A 17,229-nucleotide genomic window follows, 5' to 3' on the forward strand; every position below is an offset into this window, starting at 1 on the left:
CTTAAACTAATAAAACGGAGAGGCTATGGCTTTAGAAACTTTCGGAATTTTTGGGTTAGAAGTATGTTATCTTGGCATCTTGTATGTTGATTTAGCATAAAGGGTAACGAAGAGCCATATATTCTTTGATCACTGATAATAGGAATGGAAAATAAAGCAGGATAATCTAAAGCAGGACGAGTACCACCTGTTGCTCTTTTTGAAGCAAGTTTTTCTACTGTATCTAAGTTTAAAAAAGCCGCTAAATTCTCGCTAATTTCCTTAGAACCAGTACGAATAACAACAATATGCTGATTTATATTACCTTCAAAATTTTGGGGGACAACAGAGGCAATAGCCATCCTTCCAACGCCAGTAATTTTTACTAATAAATCTCCTTCTCTTATTTGACTTCTTTTTAATAAGCTTTCGTGAATTTCCCTAGAGATATAAACTAAATCAGTTTGATCTAGCTCTCCTGTCACTGATAAATTTTGCACACGCACAAATGGAATGCCATTCTCAGCATCAGAATAATAACTATTTTCGCTTTTACTGGGAGTAGCTCCACTTGAATGATACTTAGAAAAGTGCCGTAAACGATATTGAGTTTTTGCTTTAACTTTTTTATCTAATTTAACAAGCTCAGGAATATAACAAAATGGATCAAGCCGCCCTTCTAGTTCCTTTAAATTAACCAGAAAAATTTTATCTTTATCCACATCAAGACCTAAAAAAAAACCATCCTTACCTGACTCTATCGACTCAATAAACCGCGCAAGCTCCCGACCAATAAAATCTAACTCATTATTATTAGTTGATTTACCCGTTGCATCATAACCAATATCTTCGGCAATTGCCATAAAAATCGGATAATCTTCGATTACCTTTTGCTTTTCCTCCCCATACTGATCAATCAAAGACTCCTTTAAAGCCTCAATTTGGTCATTATATTCCGCCGTCACCGACTTTTTCCACTCCTTATAAAGCTCCGAATCCGTCAACGCTTTACCGGACAAATTTTGAGCATTATCAAAACCTCGTAACTCCTTTAAATGCCGCTTCTTATTATTTTCAATCTTATCCAATAACTTTAAATAATCATTGCCTTGCTTAATTTGATCCTGTAAAGTCAGTTTAGCCTGTTGAATACTTTCCGTTACTGCTTGCGAATGCTTTTTCAAAAATAAAACCGAACTTTTAACCCCCGCTCCCGTTGCAGAAAAAGCCGTCTGAGGCATCGAAACCACCGCCACAATGCGATATTTTTCCTCGATTCCCTCCCTCACATACTGCAAACTTGAATTAGTCAAAATACCATCAGGAACCACCATCGCTAAATAGCCACCTTCCTTTAAAAAACGATGACATTGCTCAAGAAATAAAACTTCTGTACTTTGGCTATCCCGCTCCGTTGTCCTACTTTTAGGATTTAACCAATCTACCGCCTTCATCGCAAAGCTATATTGGGATATATAAGCCTGTTCCGTTTGTTTAATAACCGAACCAAAAGGCGGATTAGTAATAACAAAATCAAAGCGATTATATGTAAAGCCTTTATTTTCTGTCCGTTTAATTAAATCTTCGCTATCGCGTAAACCATCCGCCGCAATTACATTGGTATGACCATCATCATGGATAATCATATTCATTTTGGCAACCCGAGCAATCTGTTCATTAATTTCAATGCCAAACAAATTACTCTGAGCAAAATTATGCCAATGCTGATAATGTTTGTTATATTCTTTCGGATCCGTTTGATAATTGGGATAATATTCATTGGCCTCCTTACGAACCTTCTCTAACGCATGAAGCAGAAAACCACCGCTTCCACAAGATGTGTCTAAAACTAAAGAATTGTGCTGGATGGGTAGCACATCCACAATAAACTTAACAATTGGTCGAGGTGTAAAATACTGCCCAAAATCTCCGCGAAAAAATGACCCCATAAACGTCTCAAAAGCTCGACCCTTACTATCTAAGTCTGTTTCGCCTAAATTAATACTTTCCAAATAACCCACCACCGTCCGCAACTTCTCTGGACTTAAGCGAATATCATCTTTAAAAACTTCTGCATCTGCTCGACGGCCTTCTTCATATAAAGCCTTAATGCGCTCACTTAATTGCTTATTTTCCCGTTGTTTTCTTTCCTCCTCTTTTTCATTAGCTTTAGGTGCAACACTAAAGACCTGAAAATCGTAGGGTTCCCCTACCTTGCGAGCTTTCTTTTCATCCCAAATTTTACAAAAAATTAGCTTATCTAACTCGTCAAAAGCTTCCGAGGGATTCAACTCTCCCCCTCCCCATAAGGATTGATGAGCCTGCTTAAAACGACGGGTTAACTCATCCTCTGTAACTACTGTTAACTCAAATAACTTTTGTCCATTAGAAATACCACCACCTTTAGCATATTTAAAACGCGCTAATGTTTCCACTCCCGATTGTGGAACATCAGTGATAGTAATTCTTTCCTTTGGCTTTTCTGTTGGTACTTGATAATATTCATCTTTAATACCGGAAGTTATCCAAACATATTTCGCTCCTTCCGGGCTCTTCTCGACTTTGTGTGATAATTTTGGCTTATGGAAAGCAAAATGCTTACCGGACCAGACTTTTAAGACTATTTTGCGGAAGAAACTATTAGTATAGATTTCGTTTCCACACAGACGCATAACTAAAACCCTGTTCTACTGCCTGAGTAAATTCTAATTCTGAAACCTCTTGTTTTTTACATTCAACAACGATATGAGGGGATTTATGCCCATCATCATTATAAACAATAATATCCGCTTCTTTGGTCGATGATCCCATTACTACAGGAACAAATAACCGAATCCGCTTTTGATCATAACCATAGGTCAAAACTAACTTTAAAAAAGTCTCAGCTTGTACCTGTTCTTCATGATTGCTATAATTTCGCTTTTTATTTTGATTAATATAGGTAATATATTTCTGCTCATCATCTAACTTAATTAAGCCTTTTTTTATTCCTTCTTGAATTAAACTCATAAGCGTCTGATGGCCGATTCATTTACTGAGATAGAGAAATTATAATATTAACAGGGTATTTCAGACAACCCAAAAAAAGTGAACTTGAGCATCTTGATTGTTTAGCCCGTTAAGTAGCTGGTTATAATTAAATTAAAAATGGATTTTGCCTTTAATCCCCCCTTGATCCCCCCTTGATAAGGGGGGTGCCGATCCCCCCTTAGTCCCCCCTTTAATCCCCCCTTAATAAGGGGGGCATCTGATAATTTTTAACGCCTACCTACTTAAAACCGAGGAATATGATTAAAAAGATGACGCATGACGACAAACTCCCAACAAAATAACGAATAGCCATAACCCTGACGCTCCACCGTCCTCACCTGAGCTTGTAAACCCTTTAAGGAAAAATCAGGATTCCAACCCGCATATAAACCCACCCCCACCGGCACATACCGGGAAGCTGTCGCCAGTCCCGATCCCGAAAGACTTGCCGCCACCTGATTGGGAGTTTTCCGATAGATCTGTAAGACCACCTCATCCACAATCCCTTGACGCACCCAAGCCAACCAATTTTGATTATATTTATTCACCGCAAAAGAGTGAGGATTAGGCGAAAGACTCACCACCAACTTGGGATTAATCGCCTTGACATGATCGTGCAACTTGCGGGTTAAATTCGTTAAAGCTTGACTTTTATTACCAAAAACACGCGGAACCGCCCAATGATCATCTAACTGAATCCCCGCCAAATCTTTTTCTTTTAAAATATCTTCCATATTCCCCAAAAGATAGGCTTGTACCTGCGGATTCGCCGGATCTAACCAGACATTGGTTTCCACCACCGTCTTCCCTGCGGGCGTTTTTAATAGCCAATCCGGATGCTTTTTGGCAATGGGATCCTTAGGGGATAACATCAAACCATACTCAAACCAAGCAAATGGTTTCAAACCCTGCCGTAAAGACTCCTTAACCGCTGCCCTCCAGGGATTGCTCAACGGCGGCACAAACAACCAATTCGTCGGACGTTGGGAAGTCGGATAAAGCGTTCCCCTAAACCCATAAACACTAAAATACACCCGGTCATAACCCGATCGCGAAAGATGATTTAACACCTCGTCTAAGGACGTAGTGTGATGTAACAATATCGTGCCAATATTGGTTAACCAAACCCCCTTCATCTGCTCATTTTCCACTGCCTTTCGGGGAGCCGCTCGGTGAGTAACCAACAACAAAAAAGCCACTCCAGCAACAATCCCAAACCTCTTTAGGTACTTGCTAAACTTAACCATGATTGCCGATTAATCCCACCAAGATATTTGATAATAGTATTAAGTAGGGAGGCCAAATTATTTGTAGGATGGGTTAGCGGTAGCGTAACCCATGCAGGCGTTGGGTTTCGTGCTTCAACCCAACCTACGTTCATCTTATATTTAATTCCACCCACCCACTTATTTTAGTCCGATTTTTAATATTCAGTTCATCATCAGCAAGACCTATTTAGTTATACTAAATCCGGTTATTAAAAACTGATTATCAGTGAACTAAAAAATAGATACCTGGTGTATTAGGCTCCCCTAACACACCCAGAAAAGATTTTAGGAAAAATTAACCGACTACACAGAGAATATCCGATGCGTGACTAGCGGTATTCACTTTGTCATCCACATGGCTAATTTTGCCTTCTGCATCGATGATATAGGTGACGCGCTTAGAATAGCCACCCCCATCGACATCATAAGCTTTGGTGATAGCACCATCGGTATCTACAAGCAATTGGAATGGTAAACTGTATTTTTCTTTAAATTGTGCATGGGAACCTTGGTCATCCCTGCTCACCCCGAAGACTACTATTTCCTTGTCTTGGTATTGTTCGTAGTTATCCCGGAAGCTTTGCGCTTGCTTGGTGCAGCCGGGGGTATCATCTTTGGGATAGAAGTATAAAACTACGACTTTACCTTGAAAATCCGACAGGGAAACGGTTTTTCCAGTATCGTCGGTGGTGGTAAAGTTCGGTGCGATTGTTCCAACGGTTAAAGCCATAACTCCGATTCCTTTACAAAAGTTAATCTATATTGATCATAAGGGATGAGGGTCAAAAACAGGAAGTGGGGAAGTGGGGAAGTGGGGAAGTGGGGAAGTGGGGAAGTGGGGAAGTGGGGAAGTGGGGTGGTGGGGTGGTGGGGAAGTGGGGTGTGGGGTGTGGGGTGTGGGGTGGTGGGGAAGTAGGAGCCAGAGCGTTTGTACTACTATTTTCCACAGGCAGTTTAAATACAGTACAACTGAGAAGACGAACAACAAACCTCTAGAATTTGTCCTAGGATAATATTTGTCAGCTAAGAGGGGGATAATATGGGGACATTCTGGTTAAAAGTGAGAACTTTTGGGCAAAATATCTTAATCGGTTTAGTTTTAGTGCTATTAATCGGTTTTTATGACAGCATCAGCGCTAAATCTACCTCATTAATGATTGTTTATCCCCCCGATAATCATCAAACCACGGCCTCGAAAATCTTTTTTATTGGTTCTGCTCCTCCATCGGGTCAAGTTTTGCTTAATAATCAACCGATTCAACGCAGTGCTAAAGGATATTTTGCCCCTAGTTTTCCCCTACAAGTTGGCGAAAATAATTTCACTATTCGCTATCAAAACCAAACTATTAATCGTCAAATAATTCGTCTAGATACTCAAGCAATTATTCCCCAAGAATTAGCTTTTGCTGATAACTCTCTCAGTCCTTCTGTCAATAAGACGAGGTTAGTGGGGGAATGGATTTGTTTTAGTGCGATTGCCACTCCCCAAGCTCAGGTTTCTGTGCAGTTAGGAGATAAAATCTTACCTCTTTTACCCCAACCTCAAACCACAAAACTGCCTAGTAATGCCGCAGTTTTAACTAATCTTAATCAAGCGAATTCCGAGGATAAAACTGGTTACTATCGAGGTTGTCAGCAGTTTAAGCAAGAGGCTAACTTAGGAAAACCTATTTTTACAGCACAATTAAATAATCGCTCGATTAGCCAACCAGGTCAAGGAGAAATTAACATTATTAGCGATCAAAATTTACCAGTGATTGAAATTATAGTTGCCCAAGGGGTAGCGCGCACGGGGCCGGGTAGTGATTATTCCCGTTTAACTCCTTTACCCCAAGGTACGAAAGCGAGAGTCACTGGGAAAGAAGGGGATTGGTTACGCTTAGATTATGGTGGTTGGATTTTAGAGCGAGAAACCCGTTTAATAGTTAATGAGGTCCTAGATAATGCTAATATTCGCGGTCTCTCTTCTCGAAGTATCAATCAAGCAACGGAAATTATTTTTCCCCTCTCCCATCCTGTACCGATCGCCGTGGCACAAGAGGATGATAAATTTATTTTGACCCTTTATAATACCATTGCCCAAACCGATACAATTTTTCTAGTGGATAATCCTTTGGTCAGACGTTTAGATTGGCGACAAATTAACCCGACCACAATAGAATACACTTTTAATCTTAATCAAAAACAACAGTGGGGTTATAGTCTTCGTTACCAGGGTACAAATTTAATCTTAACCCTGCGTCATCCCCCGGAAAAAAGTGATAATTTACAGGGCAAAGTTATTTTATTAGATCCCGGACATGGAGGTAAAGAAACCGGTGCTGTCGGTCCGACGGGTTACACAGAAAAAGAGATTAATTTGCTTATGTCTAAATTAATTAAACGGGAGTTAGAAAAATTGGGGGCAACAGTTTATTTAACCAGAGAAACTGACATCGACTTATCTTTACCGGCACGAGTAGAGATGATTAATAATCTGCAACCAACCCTAGCACTATCGGTTCACTATAATGCTTTACCTGATGATGGAGATGCCTTAAATACTCAAGGAATTGGCATATTTTGGTATCATCCCCAGGCAGCGGATTTATCGGTTTTTCTCCACGATTATTTAACCAAAAATCTTAGTCGTCCTTCCTATGGAGTATTTTGGAATAATTTAGCTTTAACTCGTCCCTATAGTAGTCCTTCATTGTTATTAGAGTTAGGATTTATGAGTAATCCTCAAGAATTTGAATGGATTACCGATACTCAGGCACAAAAACAATTAGCGCAAGTTTTAGCCGCCGGAATTAGCCAATGGTTTCAACAATCTGGGGTAATTGCTTCCAGTTAAGATTTAATGGCAATCCGAGGGAGATAAGCTTAAATCTTTATGAAAAACCAAGCCCTAGCTGGAAAGCCGGTGATAGGATTTGCTGGAGTTTTTATCTTAATCTGAGGAAATTAAATCAAGTTCATGGAAAAAATGTTACCAGTGAACAGCAATCGGACAAAATAACTGCTAGATTACAAGGTATAGTCCATCACTCCCTAGTAGATATTCAAACAGCGATCGCTCTGTGAGAAAAATCTCTGGATTAGCCAACAACTGAAGATAGTTTACCTGAAAATTTCCCAACAATTCACGCCCTTATAGACAACTTGCTCGCAGCCCCCCTTATTAAGGGGGGATCAAGGGGGGATTAAGGGGGGATTAAGGGGGGATCAATTGCCCACCTCAAGGTTGGGGTGAGTGAATTAAATTCCACCCTCGTTATTATTCTTCTCTACCCATGACTAACTCTTTATATATCAGCACGACGGCAACGGGAAGCGGTAAAGCGTTAGTAGCTTTAGGAATTATTGACTTAATTCTCCGCAAAACTAATAAAGTTGCTTTTTTCCAGCCAATTGTTCTCGACTGTTCCCAAGGTCATCGGGACGAAGACATTGACTTAATCCTCAATTATTTTAAATTAGAACAAACCTACGAAGAAGCCTTCGGTTTATGTTACGAAGAAGTTAAGGATTTATTGGTACAACAAAAATTTGATGAAATCATTGAAAGAATTATCAAAAAGTTTAAAAACTTAGAAAAAAAATATGATTTTATCCTCTGTGAAGGTTCCGATTACCTGCAAGAAAATTCCGCCTTTGAATTTGAACTAAATACAGAAATTGCCAAAAATCTCGGTCATCCCATCTTAATATTAGGTAATGCCTACCATCGCAGTATCGAAGATGCCCTCAGTCCGATCCTGATTTCCTGCGACACCTACCAGGATAAAGGTTGTACGGTGATTGGGATTATTATCAATCAAGCTGAAGAGGAAAAAATAGAGGAATTACGGAAAACCCTGACTAAAATTTTTCCCCCCCAAGAATATGCCCTAGGAGTGATTCCCCATAATGCCAAACTGAGCAGCCCGCGAGTAGCAGAAATCGCCCAACAATTACAGGCAAAAGTTCTCTACGGACAGCAGAGATTAGACAGTTTAGCTAGTAACTTTCTGGTGGTGGCCATGCAGATGCAAAATGCCCTAGAGCGGCTAAAAGAAGATAGCTTAATTATCACCCCTTGGGATCGCGGCGATGTGATTATCGGGATGTTACAAGCCCACCAATCGGCCAATTATCCCCAATTAGCCGGTATAGTCTTAACAGCAGGTCATAACCTTAATCCTTCGATCGCCCGTTTAATTGAAGGTTTGCCCGATCCCTTACCGATTCTCTCCGTCACCACCGATACCTACACCACGGCCGAACGCATCCACGATGTGCGAACCACCCTGACCTCGACGGACTACGATAAAATTAACCTCAGTCTGCAGCTTTTTCACAGTAACATCAATCTCGATCGCCTAGAAGCGCAAATTCACACTTTGCGGACCCAGGGGATTACCCCGAAGATGTTCACCTATAATCTCGTACAACAGGCCAAAGCGCAAAAACGTCACATCGTTTTGGCCGAAGGGACTGAACCGCGCATCCTCCAGGCAGCCACAGTTTTAATCGAACAGGATATCGTCGATTTAACCCTCTTGGGACAACCGGACGAGATCGAAATGGTGATTAAAAAACATGGTATCACTCTCGATCTCGATCGCTTGCAAATTATTAACCCCGTGGCTAGTCCCCATTTTGAAAGCTATGTGCAGACCCTCTACGAAGCGAGAAAAGCCAAGGGAATGAATCTCGACATGGCCCGGGATTATGCACAGGATGTCTCCTATTTTGGCACTTTAATGGTGTATCAAGGCGATGCTGATGGTATGGTATCGGGGGCAGTGCATACCACTCAACACACGATTCGGCCTGCACTCCAGATTATCAAAACTAAGCCCGATTGTGCGATCGTCTCCTCGGTCTTTTTTATGTGTCTAGAGGATCGAGTCTTGGTTTATGGGGATTGTGCGGTCAATCCCGACCCTAGCGCCGAGGAATTAGCCGAAATCGCCCTATCTTCTGCTGAAACTGCCCAAAAATTCGGAATTGAACCGCGAATCGCCCTGCTTTCCTATTCTTCGGGTCAATCGGGCCAGGGAGAAGACGTGGAAAAAGTACGACAAGCGACCAAAATCGCTAGGGAAAAACGCCCCGATTTGAAGCTAGAAGGCCCAATTCAGTACGATGCGGCCGTGGATAGGGAAGTAGCCGCCCAAAAAATGCCGGGGTCAGAGGTAGCGGGCCAAGCAACGGTGTTTATTTTTCCTGACCTGAATACAGGGAATAATACTTATAAAGCCGTGCAGCGGGAAACGAAAGCTTTAGCGATTGGTCCAATCCTACAGGGATTAAAAAAACCCGTCAATGATCTCAGTCGCGGTTGTACCGTTCCCGATATTATCAATACGGTGGTAATCACAGCAATTCAATCCCAATATTTTTGATTTATCGTCATTTCATACTAAATCCGTTGAGCATAATGCTACTTATAAGGACAGGCACTCATGCAAGAGGCACTCATTGCTCCCGTTTCTGTTCCTGAGCCAAGTTCTGGCTTAGGGTTGCTGGCTTTAGGCTTACTGGGAACGGCAGCGGCATTTAAGCTCCATTTGAATTAGACAGGACTTGGTTCCCCAATCCGTGCCATAGAAAACGGGTTTCTTTGAGAAACCCGTTTTCTGGAGATGAAAAACATAGATAAAACCGTATAAAATCGAGAAAAACAGCGATACTTGACAAAATCGGGGGGGTGATATGCTTTTTGGTAAAATTTCTCCAAAATTGTCAATGAATACCACAACTTCACTGAAACAAATTTCCTTAGCTACTAGCGCAGTTTTCGCAGCTACCATGACTTTTGGTATCCATCGGGTTTCTGCTGGAACTATCATCAGCGACCGCACTCAGTTAAATACTATTCTAGGAGGGTCAGGAGTCACTGAAAACTTTGAAAACTACAATGTGCCTGATGGTGATGCTCGACCGCTGCAAGCAACATTAGATTCCTCTACTGTGGTTAATGGTCAAGGTCCAGGGTTAGTGGTTAACGGTGTCACGTTTGTTGCCGGCTCTTCTGTCCTTCAGTGGAATGGAGCAAATTATTTTGGTTCTCCTTCTAAAGAGCTAGTTGCTGGCAAACCGATGAACATTGACTTTAGCGTACCAGTTAATGCCTTTGGCCTTGACTTGCGTGCTTTCACGGGATTTGGTGATACAGCGACTGTCACTATTTTTGGTACTGATGATTCGACGGTCTTAGATACTATTTCCCCCATTGGTCTTGCGGGTACTGGTGTTCCTGTCTTTTTCGGATACCAAGATATAGCAGGTATTGGTAAAATTGAACTAACCCAACAAAGTCAGTTTTGGAGTCCCATTATTGACAATCTCACCTTTGGACAGTCTGCTGCTGCTTCCACCCCTGAACCCAGTACCGTTTTAGGGTTAGGCTTATTAGGCCTGGGTGCCTTGGTTAAACGCCAGTTAAAGCCAAAGCCAGACAGTGATAAGGCTTAATTGCCATAGAAAACGGGTTTCTTTGAGAAACCCGTTTTCTGGAGCTTGTTATGCTTATTTCCTCCCGACCGGGCCGAAGCGGGAATCAAAACTATAATTAGAATCATGAAACCCCAACCATAACCCCGCCTCGATAGCCGATAACCGATCGCTAAACATGGATCCATCTTTCGCCCTTACTCTGCAAATTGTCATCACTGTGGTGGCGGGGATTACAGCCCAAGTCATTGCCGAATACCTGAAAGTTCCCAGTATCGTCTTCCTGCTTATTTTTGGGATTGCTTTAGGGTCCGATGGTTGGGAAATTTTACACCCCCAAAGTCTGGGAATTGGCTTAGAAGTCCTTGTTGCTCTCTCTGTGGCGATTATCCTATTTGAAGGCGGTTTAAGCCTAAGCGGACGGGAATTAGGGCGAGTTTCTGGCAGTTTACGCAACCTTGTCACCCTCGGTACTTCCATCACTCTCATCGGTGGCGGTATGGCAGCCCACTGGTTGGGGGAATTTCCCTGGCCGATCGCATTTCTTTACGCTTCTTTAGTGGTGGTAACTGGTCCGACAGTGATCGGGCCTTTGCTGAAGCAAGTAGCCGTAGATCGACGGGTGGCGACGCTTTTGGAAGGGGAAGGGGTATTAATCGACCCTGTGGGCGCAATTTTAGCCGTAGTGGTGCTAAATACGATTATTGATAGTCATGCCCGCCCCATGGAAATCATCACCGGTTTAACCCTGCGTTTAGGCATCGGGGCGGCGATCGGCATTGCTGGAGGAGGATTGTTAAGTTTTATTATAAAAACTTGCAATTTTTTGACTTTTGAGTTAAAGAATCTCGTGGTTTTAGCGGGAGTCTGGGGGTTATTTGGTTTATCGCAATTTAGTCGCAGTGAATCGGGGTTAATGGCGGTGGTAATGGCGGGAATCGTCCTAAAAGCGGCGGCAGTTCCCGATGAGCGGTTATTAAGGCGTTTTAAGGGTCAATTAACGACTCTTTGCGTGTCGGTACTGTTTATTTTACTAGCGGCGGATCTTTCGATCGCCAGTGTCATCGCTTTGGGTTGGGGCAGCGTCCTAACGGTGTTAGTCTTGATGCTGGTGGTGCGTCCCCTGAGTGTGGCTCTGTGTACCCTAAAAAGTGATCTAAATTGGCGACATAAGTTATTTATCGCTTGGGTTGCCCCTAGGGGAATCGTTTCCGCTTCCGTAGCTTCTTTATTTGCCATTTTACTCACCCGTGCCGGTATTAATGGCGGTGAAGCGATCAAAGCTTTAGTCTTTTTAACAATTTTAATGACCGTTTTTATTCAGGGATTAACGGCGCGGTGGGTGGCAAAAGGGCTAAAAATCACTTCTTATGCGGCAACAGGGGCAGTAATCGTCGGTTGTAATCCCCTAGGTCGCTTAATCGGTTGTTTATTCCAAGAACAAGGAGAAACCGTGGTTTTAATCGATACGGATGCCGCAGCCTGTCAGCAAGCAAAAGAAGACGGTTTGACGGTGCTGCAGAGTAGCGCACTTGATACAAAAATACTGCAACAAGCGGGAATCGAATCCATGGGAACTTTTCTGGTTTTGACTAATAATAGCGAGGTTAATCTGGTTTTAGCCCAAAGAGCCGGCGAGGAGTTTCATCCCCCCCGGGTGTTGGCTGCCTTTGCGGGAACCCCTAACCCAGATAAAAATAAGGTTAATCAGGTTTTTCTCCCTAGTTTTTCGGTCAAGGAATGGAATCAGTATTTAGACGATAATCAGATTAAATTGGGTAAAACTATCTTTAAAGGCAATGATTTGAGCGAACAACAGACCAGATTAACTAAATTAATCGAAAATGGCGAACTGCTGCCCCTACTATTGCGTCGCGATAATTCCCTACAGGTAGTAACAGAAAGGGAAGAATGGCGCAAAGGAGACGAATTAATCTATATTCTGCGCGATTTACGCCCACAACTGCTTAAACGTCTTTCCGGCACTGTCAAAACCCGTTTATCTTTAGAAATCTTACCCGAAGTGGAAATCGCCACCAGTAGATAAGTAATAGGACAAAATTAACTTCTTGGTGAGGATAGGCACTCTGGCAACTTAACTTAGCTAAAAAAAACGGTACACTGATAACTGATAATTGATAGCTGATAACTGCTTATGCCTCCTCGTTGGCCACGTCAACCCGATCGCAAAAACGATCCCGCTTTCCGACGTTTAGATGATCGCATGAATTTCGCCGTTCATGTGGCTGGTTTTTTGGCGATTAATTCAGGGTTGTGGTTCTTTCATATCATTAAATTCTCCGATTGGACTTGGTTAAATCTGTTCACGGGAATTTGGGCTATCCTATTGGTGGGACATTTGATTTATATAGCGGCGATCGCTAACTACTCGGTAACATCCCATGGCTAACACAACTCAGGACATCGAAAATCTGGCGGCCCAAATCGGCGACAATATCTACATTGACGTGGCTAAATGGCATCTCTATCTCCGGGAAGCACATTTACACAGCGTCGTTGCCGAAAAAGTCTTCCCTTTGCTCGAAAACGACAGCTTAAGCGAGAATGCAGTCATGTCTATCCTGCGGGAGATAAAAGTCACCCTCGGAGGTGGTCATCTGCAAGTTTCTCTAGCGGATTTGTTACCCAGCAAATGTCAGATAGATTTAATCGATTTGCTAGAAGAATACCAAAAAAGTCGCTAAAATTCCCCAATAGTATGCCTGATAACTCGCAACTATAGGGTTGGCTGAATAAATCTAAAAACATTGTTCGATAAGTACTAGCCCTTGGAGTGATCTGGGGGAAAATTCAGGCACTTTTCCCCTGAAAATGGCTAAAACCCTACACCCCACACCCCACACCCCACACCCCACTTCCCCACTTCCCCACTTCCCCACTTCCCCACACCCCACACCCCACACCCCACACCCCACACCCCACACCCACCGAAAAACTTTTTCAGCATACCCTAGTTAGAAATAGTCCCCCAGAAGCAAACCATGGAAATAGGTGTTCCCAAAGAGATTAAAGATCAAGAGTTTCGCGTCGGTTTAAGTCCCAGTAGTGTGCGTGTACTCAATGATCGCGGTCATAGGGTATTTGTGGAAACGGCCGCCGGATTGGGTGCCGGATTCAGCGATGAGGATTACCAAAAAGCCGGGGCCAAAATTGTGGAAAAAGCGGCCCAAGTTTGGGATAAACCGCTAGTTGTCAAGGTAAAAGAGCCGCTTAAGGCAGAATACGGCTTTTTAAATAAAGAAGCTCTCCTATTCACCTATTTACACCTAGCGGCCGAGCGCTATTTAACAGAAGCATTAATCGAGTCGGGAACAACTGCGATCGCTTATGAAACGGTCGAGCTTGCCGATGGTCGTTTGCCTCTCTTGACTCCCATGAGTGTTATTGCCGGTCGTCTTTCGGTGCAATTTGGGGCCCGCTATCTGGAAAAACAACAGGGAGGTAGGGGAGTTTTACTGGGGGGTTTCCCCGGGGTGAGTCCTGGACAAGTGGTTATCCTTGGCGGTGGTGTGGTGGGTACGGAAGCGGCCAGAATTGCCATCGGTATGGGGGCAAAAGTAACTATTTTAGATATTAACGTCGAGCGCTTGGCCTATTTAGAGACTTTATTCGGTTCCAGGGTAGAATTGCTTTATAGTAGCCCGGCACAATTAGAAAATGTGGTTCCTAAGGCCGATTTATTGATTGGGGCAGTGCTAGTCTTAGGAAAACGAGCGCCGACTCTGGTTTCTCGCTCTTTAGTCGCCAAAATGACCCCTGGTTCTGTAATTGTCGATGTGGCAGTGGACCAAGGGGGCTGCGTGGAAACCCTGCGGGCCACTTCCCACAGTCAACCGACTTACTTGGAGTCGGGAGTAGTACATTATGGAGTGCCTAATATGCCTGGAGCAGTACCCTGGACGGCAACCCAAGCTTTAAATAATAGTACCCTACCCTACGTTATTAAATTAGCCAACCATGGGGTAAAAGCTTTGGATCAAGATGTTTCCCTCGCTAAGGGGTTAAATGTCGCCAATCATCGGTTAATTCATCCAGCAGTGCGCGAAGTTTTTCCCGATTTGATTTGAGCAGTAATTTAAGGGCTGATGGTGGTATTTTCTAGGGGTTATGAATAAGAATTTATGGACAAGGGATGAGCTGCTGATCGCTCTCAATTTATACTATAAATTTCCCTATGGACAATTCCACACCAATAATCCTGTTATTATCGAAGTCGCTGAAAAGTTACAGCGAACACCATCGGCCCTGGTGATGAAATTATGTAATTTTGGTTCTCTCGATCCCAGGCATCAATTGCGAGGAGTACAGGGGTTAAAAGGTATCAGTAAAGCTGATCGACAAATCTGGCAGGAGTTCGAGGATAACTGGACAGAATTAGCCCTAGAAAGTGAGGAAAAATTACAAGTTCTTTTAGGAGTTATCAACGAACAGCAAGAGGATTTTACCAGACTTGATTTTTCGGAAAATATCAAAACAGAAACCGAGGCAATCAGAAAAGTTAGAATCGGACAAAACTTTTTTAGAAAGACAATTTTAGCATTATATAACTATCGTTGCTGTATTACAGGAAATCCCATTCCGCTGTTACTAACAGCTAGTCATATATTACCCTGGAGTCAATTTCCTGAACAGCGTTTAAACCCTCATAATGGCCTGTGCCTAGCTCGTACTCATGATACTGCTTTCGATCGAGGTTTAATTAGTTTCGATGAGGATTTAAGATTAATTATTGGCCATGAGATCGAAAAAAAGGCTCAGGATCAAGGTAGCGAGACGTTAGCACTAAATTTTATCAACTATCGCGGTAAAACTTTAAATGTTCCCGCTCGCTTTTCACCAGATTTAGATTTTTTAAACTATCATCGCTATCATATATTTCAGGGCTAAAAGTACGATATTGCCGCACCAGCTTGACTAAGCAGGTCAATTTTATCAGTACCAATAGCAAAATCCGTAACTCGGTCTAGGGCTGCGGCAGTGGACTGACTAAACTGGTCGCTTAACAAACCTGAATTTAAAGGGAATCCAAACAGTTATCCAAATCCGCCAAGGATTGAAAATCCAAGAGAGCCTCCCCCAACTGTTCTAATTGCGACGCCGTCAGCCCACGAATCTGGGCCACCACATCCGGACTCAGGGTACCAAATCGTTTTGACAACTGTCGCACAATCAGCAGAGATTCTCCTTCGAGAAGCCCCTCCTGACGACCCTCCTGGCGACCTTCTTGACGACCTTCTTGACGGGCAATACGTTCTACCGATAAGACATAGGGCATGGCTTTATTTTTCTCCAAATTTTGAATGGACGTCCACAGTTGTTTCTCCAAGTCTTGGGGCAACTTCATTAACCAGTCGATAATGCCAAACAAATCAAGAATCCGTTGCTTATCCCAATCCCTCTCATATAGTAATCGAGCCAACTGCCACTTGGCGTCATAGCGCCCTGACGGATTATTGCGGGTTTGTTGGGTTAATAAATGGGCCGCAGTCACCAGGGCAAAAGGGTTGGGATTGTCTAGCAAAGCATTGAGACAGTTGGCGTAGTCAAGAATTTTTACTGTCGCAAATTCAATGCTTGTCCGACTACCAAGCAAGTCGTAGCTGAATCCCTGGGGTCGCCAGCTTGGATTTGTATCTGCTAACACGGCTAAGGTTGCAACCGGGCGACGGTAACGGTCATAAAGCCGATAGTTGTAAATAAACAACCGTTCAGCAAAGGTTCTATTCGGTCGCCCCTGAACCTCCACATGAATATAAACCCATTCCTGCTTGGCCGTGGTCAGGGTCACTTCTACCAAACAGTCCACCCGTCGCCGCCCTAATTCCGCATCTGCCACAATTTGGGCCAGTTCTTGCTCCAGAAACCTATGGGGGAATGTCCAATCAATGGACTCATAAGCCGCCGGAAAGTAAAACGCCAGAAATTCCTGGAAATACCGCACCAGAGCCGTTTTCCAAGGACTATCGTAGTCGTCAGGTGCATTGGTCATGAACTAAACGTTACTGATTGCACTAATCCCCCTTGAGTTTACGCCATAGTGACCGCCTCCCACTGCGATCGCCATTTCCTTCCCTGTGATCAACTTTGACGCTTACGTTTGAAACTCACACCAATGGCGATCGCCTGTCAGAGCCGATGAGTTGATGACTGGTGAATGGGGGAACTCGATTTAAGAATCCCCCCCATCAATTTAGACAAAGAAACTATTGACTGCAATAGTGCCGAGCGCCGGTAAAGTACCCGTTAACCCAGTCAGATTAATCACCAAATCATTAGCACTTTGGAAGCCTGCTGTACCGTCGTTGATAATTAGGTAAGTGGTAGTAGTATTAGCAACCCGCACTAAAGCAGCACTGTTCATCCCGAGAGCTTGATTTCCGGCTGTTGCGCCATTAGCATCGGTAAAGACGTTAGTAACAATGGTGTTAATATTGGTCGTGGTGCTATCTGTTGCCCGGGTAAAAGCGAGAGGGGCATTAATGGCCCCACCAGCTTGACTGAGCAGGTC

Annotated in this window: 14 protein-coding genes and 2 pseudogenes; 9 read left to right on the top strand and 7 right to left on the bottom strand. The window is 43.3% G+C overall.

Features of this window, described 5'->3' with window-relative positions; translation table 11 throughout:
• Positions 1-620: 620 nt before the first annotated feature.
• The 4 genes and pseudogenes from EWV68_RS07630 to EWV68_RS07645 form a co-directional block, all read right to left on the bottom strand.
• Positions 621-2,651, bottom strand: a pseudogene (locus tag EWV68_RS07630) (HsdM family class I SAM-dependent methyltransferase); the annotation flags it as partial.
• Positions 2,620-2,988 carry a type I restriction enzyme HsdR N-terminal domain-containing protein gene (locus EWV68_RS07635; RefSeq protein ID WP_287169379.1) on the bottom strand — a complete coding sequence of 123 codons (369 nt, stop codon included), beginning with the start codon at positions 2,986-2,988 and terminating at the stop codon, positions 2,620-2,622. The gene EWV68_RS07635 and the pseudogene EWV68_RS07630, both read right to left, overlap by 32 nt.
• Before the next feature lie 263 nt (positions 2,989-3,251).
• Positions 3,252-4,256, bottom strand: coding sequence for a glycoside hydrolase family 10-like protein (locus EWV68_RS07640; protein ID WP_287169380.1), 1,005 nt, complete (start codon positions 4,254-4,256; stop codon positions 3,252-3,254).
• A 316-nt stretch (positions 4,257-4,572) separates the two neighbouring features.
• Complete coding sequence (locus EWV68_RS07645; protein ID WP_061431517.1) at positions 4,573-5,007, bottom strand: peroxiredoxin; 435 nt, start codon at positions 5,005-5,007, stop codon at positions 4,573-4,575.
• Between the two features lie 309 nt (positions 5,008-5,316).
• Between EWV68_RS07645 and EWV68_RS07650 the strand changes: the two genes are divergently transcribed.
• From EWV68_RS07650 to EWV68_RS07690, 9 genes are all read left to right on the top strand, one after another.
• Positions 5,317-7,113, top strand: coding sequence for an N-acetylmuramoyl-L-alanine amidase family protein (locus EWV68_RS07650; RefSeq protein ID WP_061431519.1), 1,797 nt, complete (start codon positions 5,317-5,319; stop codon positions 7,111-7,113).
• A gap of 439 nt (positions 7,114-7,552) precedes the next feature.
• Entirely contained in the window at positions 7,553-9,649 is a 2,097-nt protein-coding gene (gene pta, locus EWV68_RS07655) for a phosphate acetyltransferase (protein ID WP_287169381.1), read from the top strand.
• A gap of 60 nt (positions 9,650-9,709) precedes the next feature.
• On the top strand, positions 9,710-9,823 hold the full coding sequence (locus EWV68_RS07660; RefSeq protein ID WP_287169383.1) for a PEP-CTERM sorting domain-containing protein: 114 nt from the start codon (positions 9,710-9,712) through the stop codon (positions 9,821-9,823).
• Positions 9,824-9,992: 169 nt separating this feature from the next.
• A complete protein-coding gene (locus EWV68_RS07665; RefSeq protein WP_287169384.1) occupies positions 9,993-10,721 on the top strand; it encodes a PEP-CTERM sorting domain-containing protein in 729 nt (242 codons plus the stop codon).
• 157 nt (positions 10,722-10,878) lie between these two features.
• Positions 10,879-12,747, top strand: a complete 1,869-nt coding sequence (locus EWV68_RS07670; protein WP_287169385.1) for a cation:proton antiporter — start codon at positions 10,879-10,881, stop codon at positions 12,745-12,747.
• Between the two features lie 108 nt (positions 12,748-12,855).
• The gene (locus EWV68_RS07675) at positions 12,856-13,110 is read left to right on the top strand and encodes a hypothetical protein (RefSeq protein ID WP_002761850.1); all 255 of its coding nucleotides are present in this window, start codon (positions 12,856-12,858) and stop codon (positions 13,108-13,110) included.
• A complete protein-coding gene (locus EWV68_RS07680; protein WP_002761852.1) occupies positions 13,103-13,405 on the top strand; it encodes a DUF3181 family protein in 303 nt (100 codons plus the stop codon). The genes EWV68_RS07675 and EWV68_RS07680 overlap by 8 nt, the downstream gene beginning before the upstream one ends.
• 297 nt (positions 13,406-13,702) lie before the next feature.
• Positions 13,703-14,788: an alanine dehydrogenase gene (ald, locus tag EWV68_RS07685; RefSeq protein ID WP_287169386.1), complete on the top strand. Its 1,086-nt coding sequence runs from the start codon at positions 13,703-13,705 to the stop codon at positions 14,786-14,788.
• A gap of 40 nt (positions 14,789-14,828) precedes the next feature.
• Positions 14,829-15,608, top strand: coding sequence for an HNH endonuclease (locus EWV68_RS07690; RefSeq protein ID WP_287169387.1), 780 nt, complete (start codon positions 14,829-14,831; stop codon positions 15,606-15,608).
• A 5-nt stretch (positions 15,609-15,613) separates the two neighbouring features.
• Here EWV68_RS07690 and EWV68_RS22060 read toward each other — a convergent pair.
• From EWV68_RS22060 to EWV68_RS07700, 3 genes and pseudogenes are all read right to left on the bottom strand, one after another.
• Positions 15,614-15,715, bottom strand: a pseudogene (locus EWV68_RS22060) (bluetail domain-containing putative surface protein); the annotation flags it as partial.
• Between the two features lie 20 nt (positions 15,716-15,735).
• Positions 15,736-16,710 (bottom strand): DUF4351 domain-containing protein, encoded by a 975-nt coding sequence (locus EWV68_RS07695; protein WP_002785426.1) that lies wholly within the window; start codon positions 16,708-16,710, stop codon positions 15,736-15,738.
• A gap of 201 nt (positions 16,711-16,911) precedes the next feature.
• A partial coding sequence (locus EWV68_RS07700) for a bluetail domain-containing putative surface protein (RefSeq protein ID WP_287169388.1) occupies positions 16,912-17,229 on the bottom strand: 318 nt, incomplete at its 5' end.

The organism is Microcystis sp. M_QC_C_20170808_M9Col (assembly GCF_007095495.1).
In the GTDB taxonomy this organism is placed as follows: Bacteria; Cyanobacteriota; Cyanobacteriia; order Cyanobacteriales; family Microcystaceae; genus Microcystis; species Microcystis aeruginosa.

Bases quoted from the DNA above. Each gene is read 5' to 3' on its own strand.
- EWV68_RS07635 (WP_287169379.1), bottom strand. From the start codon at position 2,988: ATGAGTTTAATTCAAGAAGGAATAAAAAAAGGCTTAATTAAGTTAGAT.
- EWV68_RS07640 (WP_287169380.1), bottom strand. From the start codon at position 4,256: ATGGTTAAGTTTAGCAAGTACCTAAAGAGGTTTGGGATTGTTGCTGGA.
- EWV68_RS07645 (WP_061431517.1), bottom strand. From the start codon at position 5,007: ATGGCTTTAACCGTTGGAACAATCGCACCGAACTTTACCACCACCGAC.
- EWV68_RS07650 (WP_061431519.1), top strand. From the start codon at position 5,317: ATGGGGACATTCTGGTTAAAAGTGAGAACTTTTGGGCAAAATATCTTA.
- pta (WP_287169381.1), top strand. From the start codon at position 7,553: ATGACTAACTCTTTATATATCAGCACGACGGCAACGGGAAGCGGTAAA.
- EWV68_RS07660 (WP_287169383.1), top strand. From the start codon at position 9,710: ATGCAAGAGGCACTCATTGCTCCCGTTTCTGTTCCTGAGCCAAGTTCT.
- EWV68_RS07665 (WP_287169384.1), top strand. From the start codon at position 9,993: ATGAATACCACAACTTCACTGAAACAAATTTCCTTAGCTACTAGCGCA.
- EWV68_RS07670 (WP_287169385.1), top strand. From the start codon at position 10,879: ATGGATCCATCTTTCGCCCTTACTCTGCAAATTGTCATCACTGTGGTG.
- EWV68_RS07675 (WP_002761850.1), top strand. From the start codon at position 12,856: ATGCCTCCTCGTTGGCCACGTCAACCCGATCGCAAAAACGATCCCGCT.
- EWV68_RS07680 (WP_002761852.1), top strand. From the start codon at position 13,103: ATGGCTAACACAACTCAGGACATCGAAAATCTGGCGGCCCAAATCGGC.
- ald (WP_287169386.1), top strand. From the start codon at position 13,703: ATGGAAATAGGTGTTCCCAAAGAGATTAAAGATCAAGAGTTTCGCGTC.
- EWV68_RS07690 (WP_287169387.1), top strand. From the start codon at position 14,829: ATGAATAAGAATTTATGGACAAGGGATGAGCTGCTGATCGCTCTCAAT.
- EWV68_RS07695 (WP_002785426.1), bottom strand. From the start codon at position 16,710: ATGACCAATGCACCTGACGACTACGATAGTCCTTGGAAAACGGCTCTG.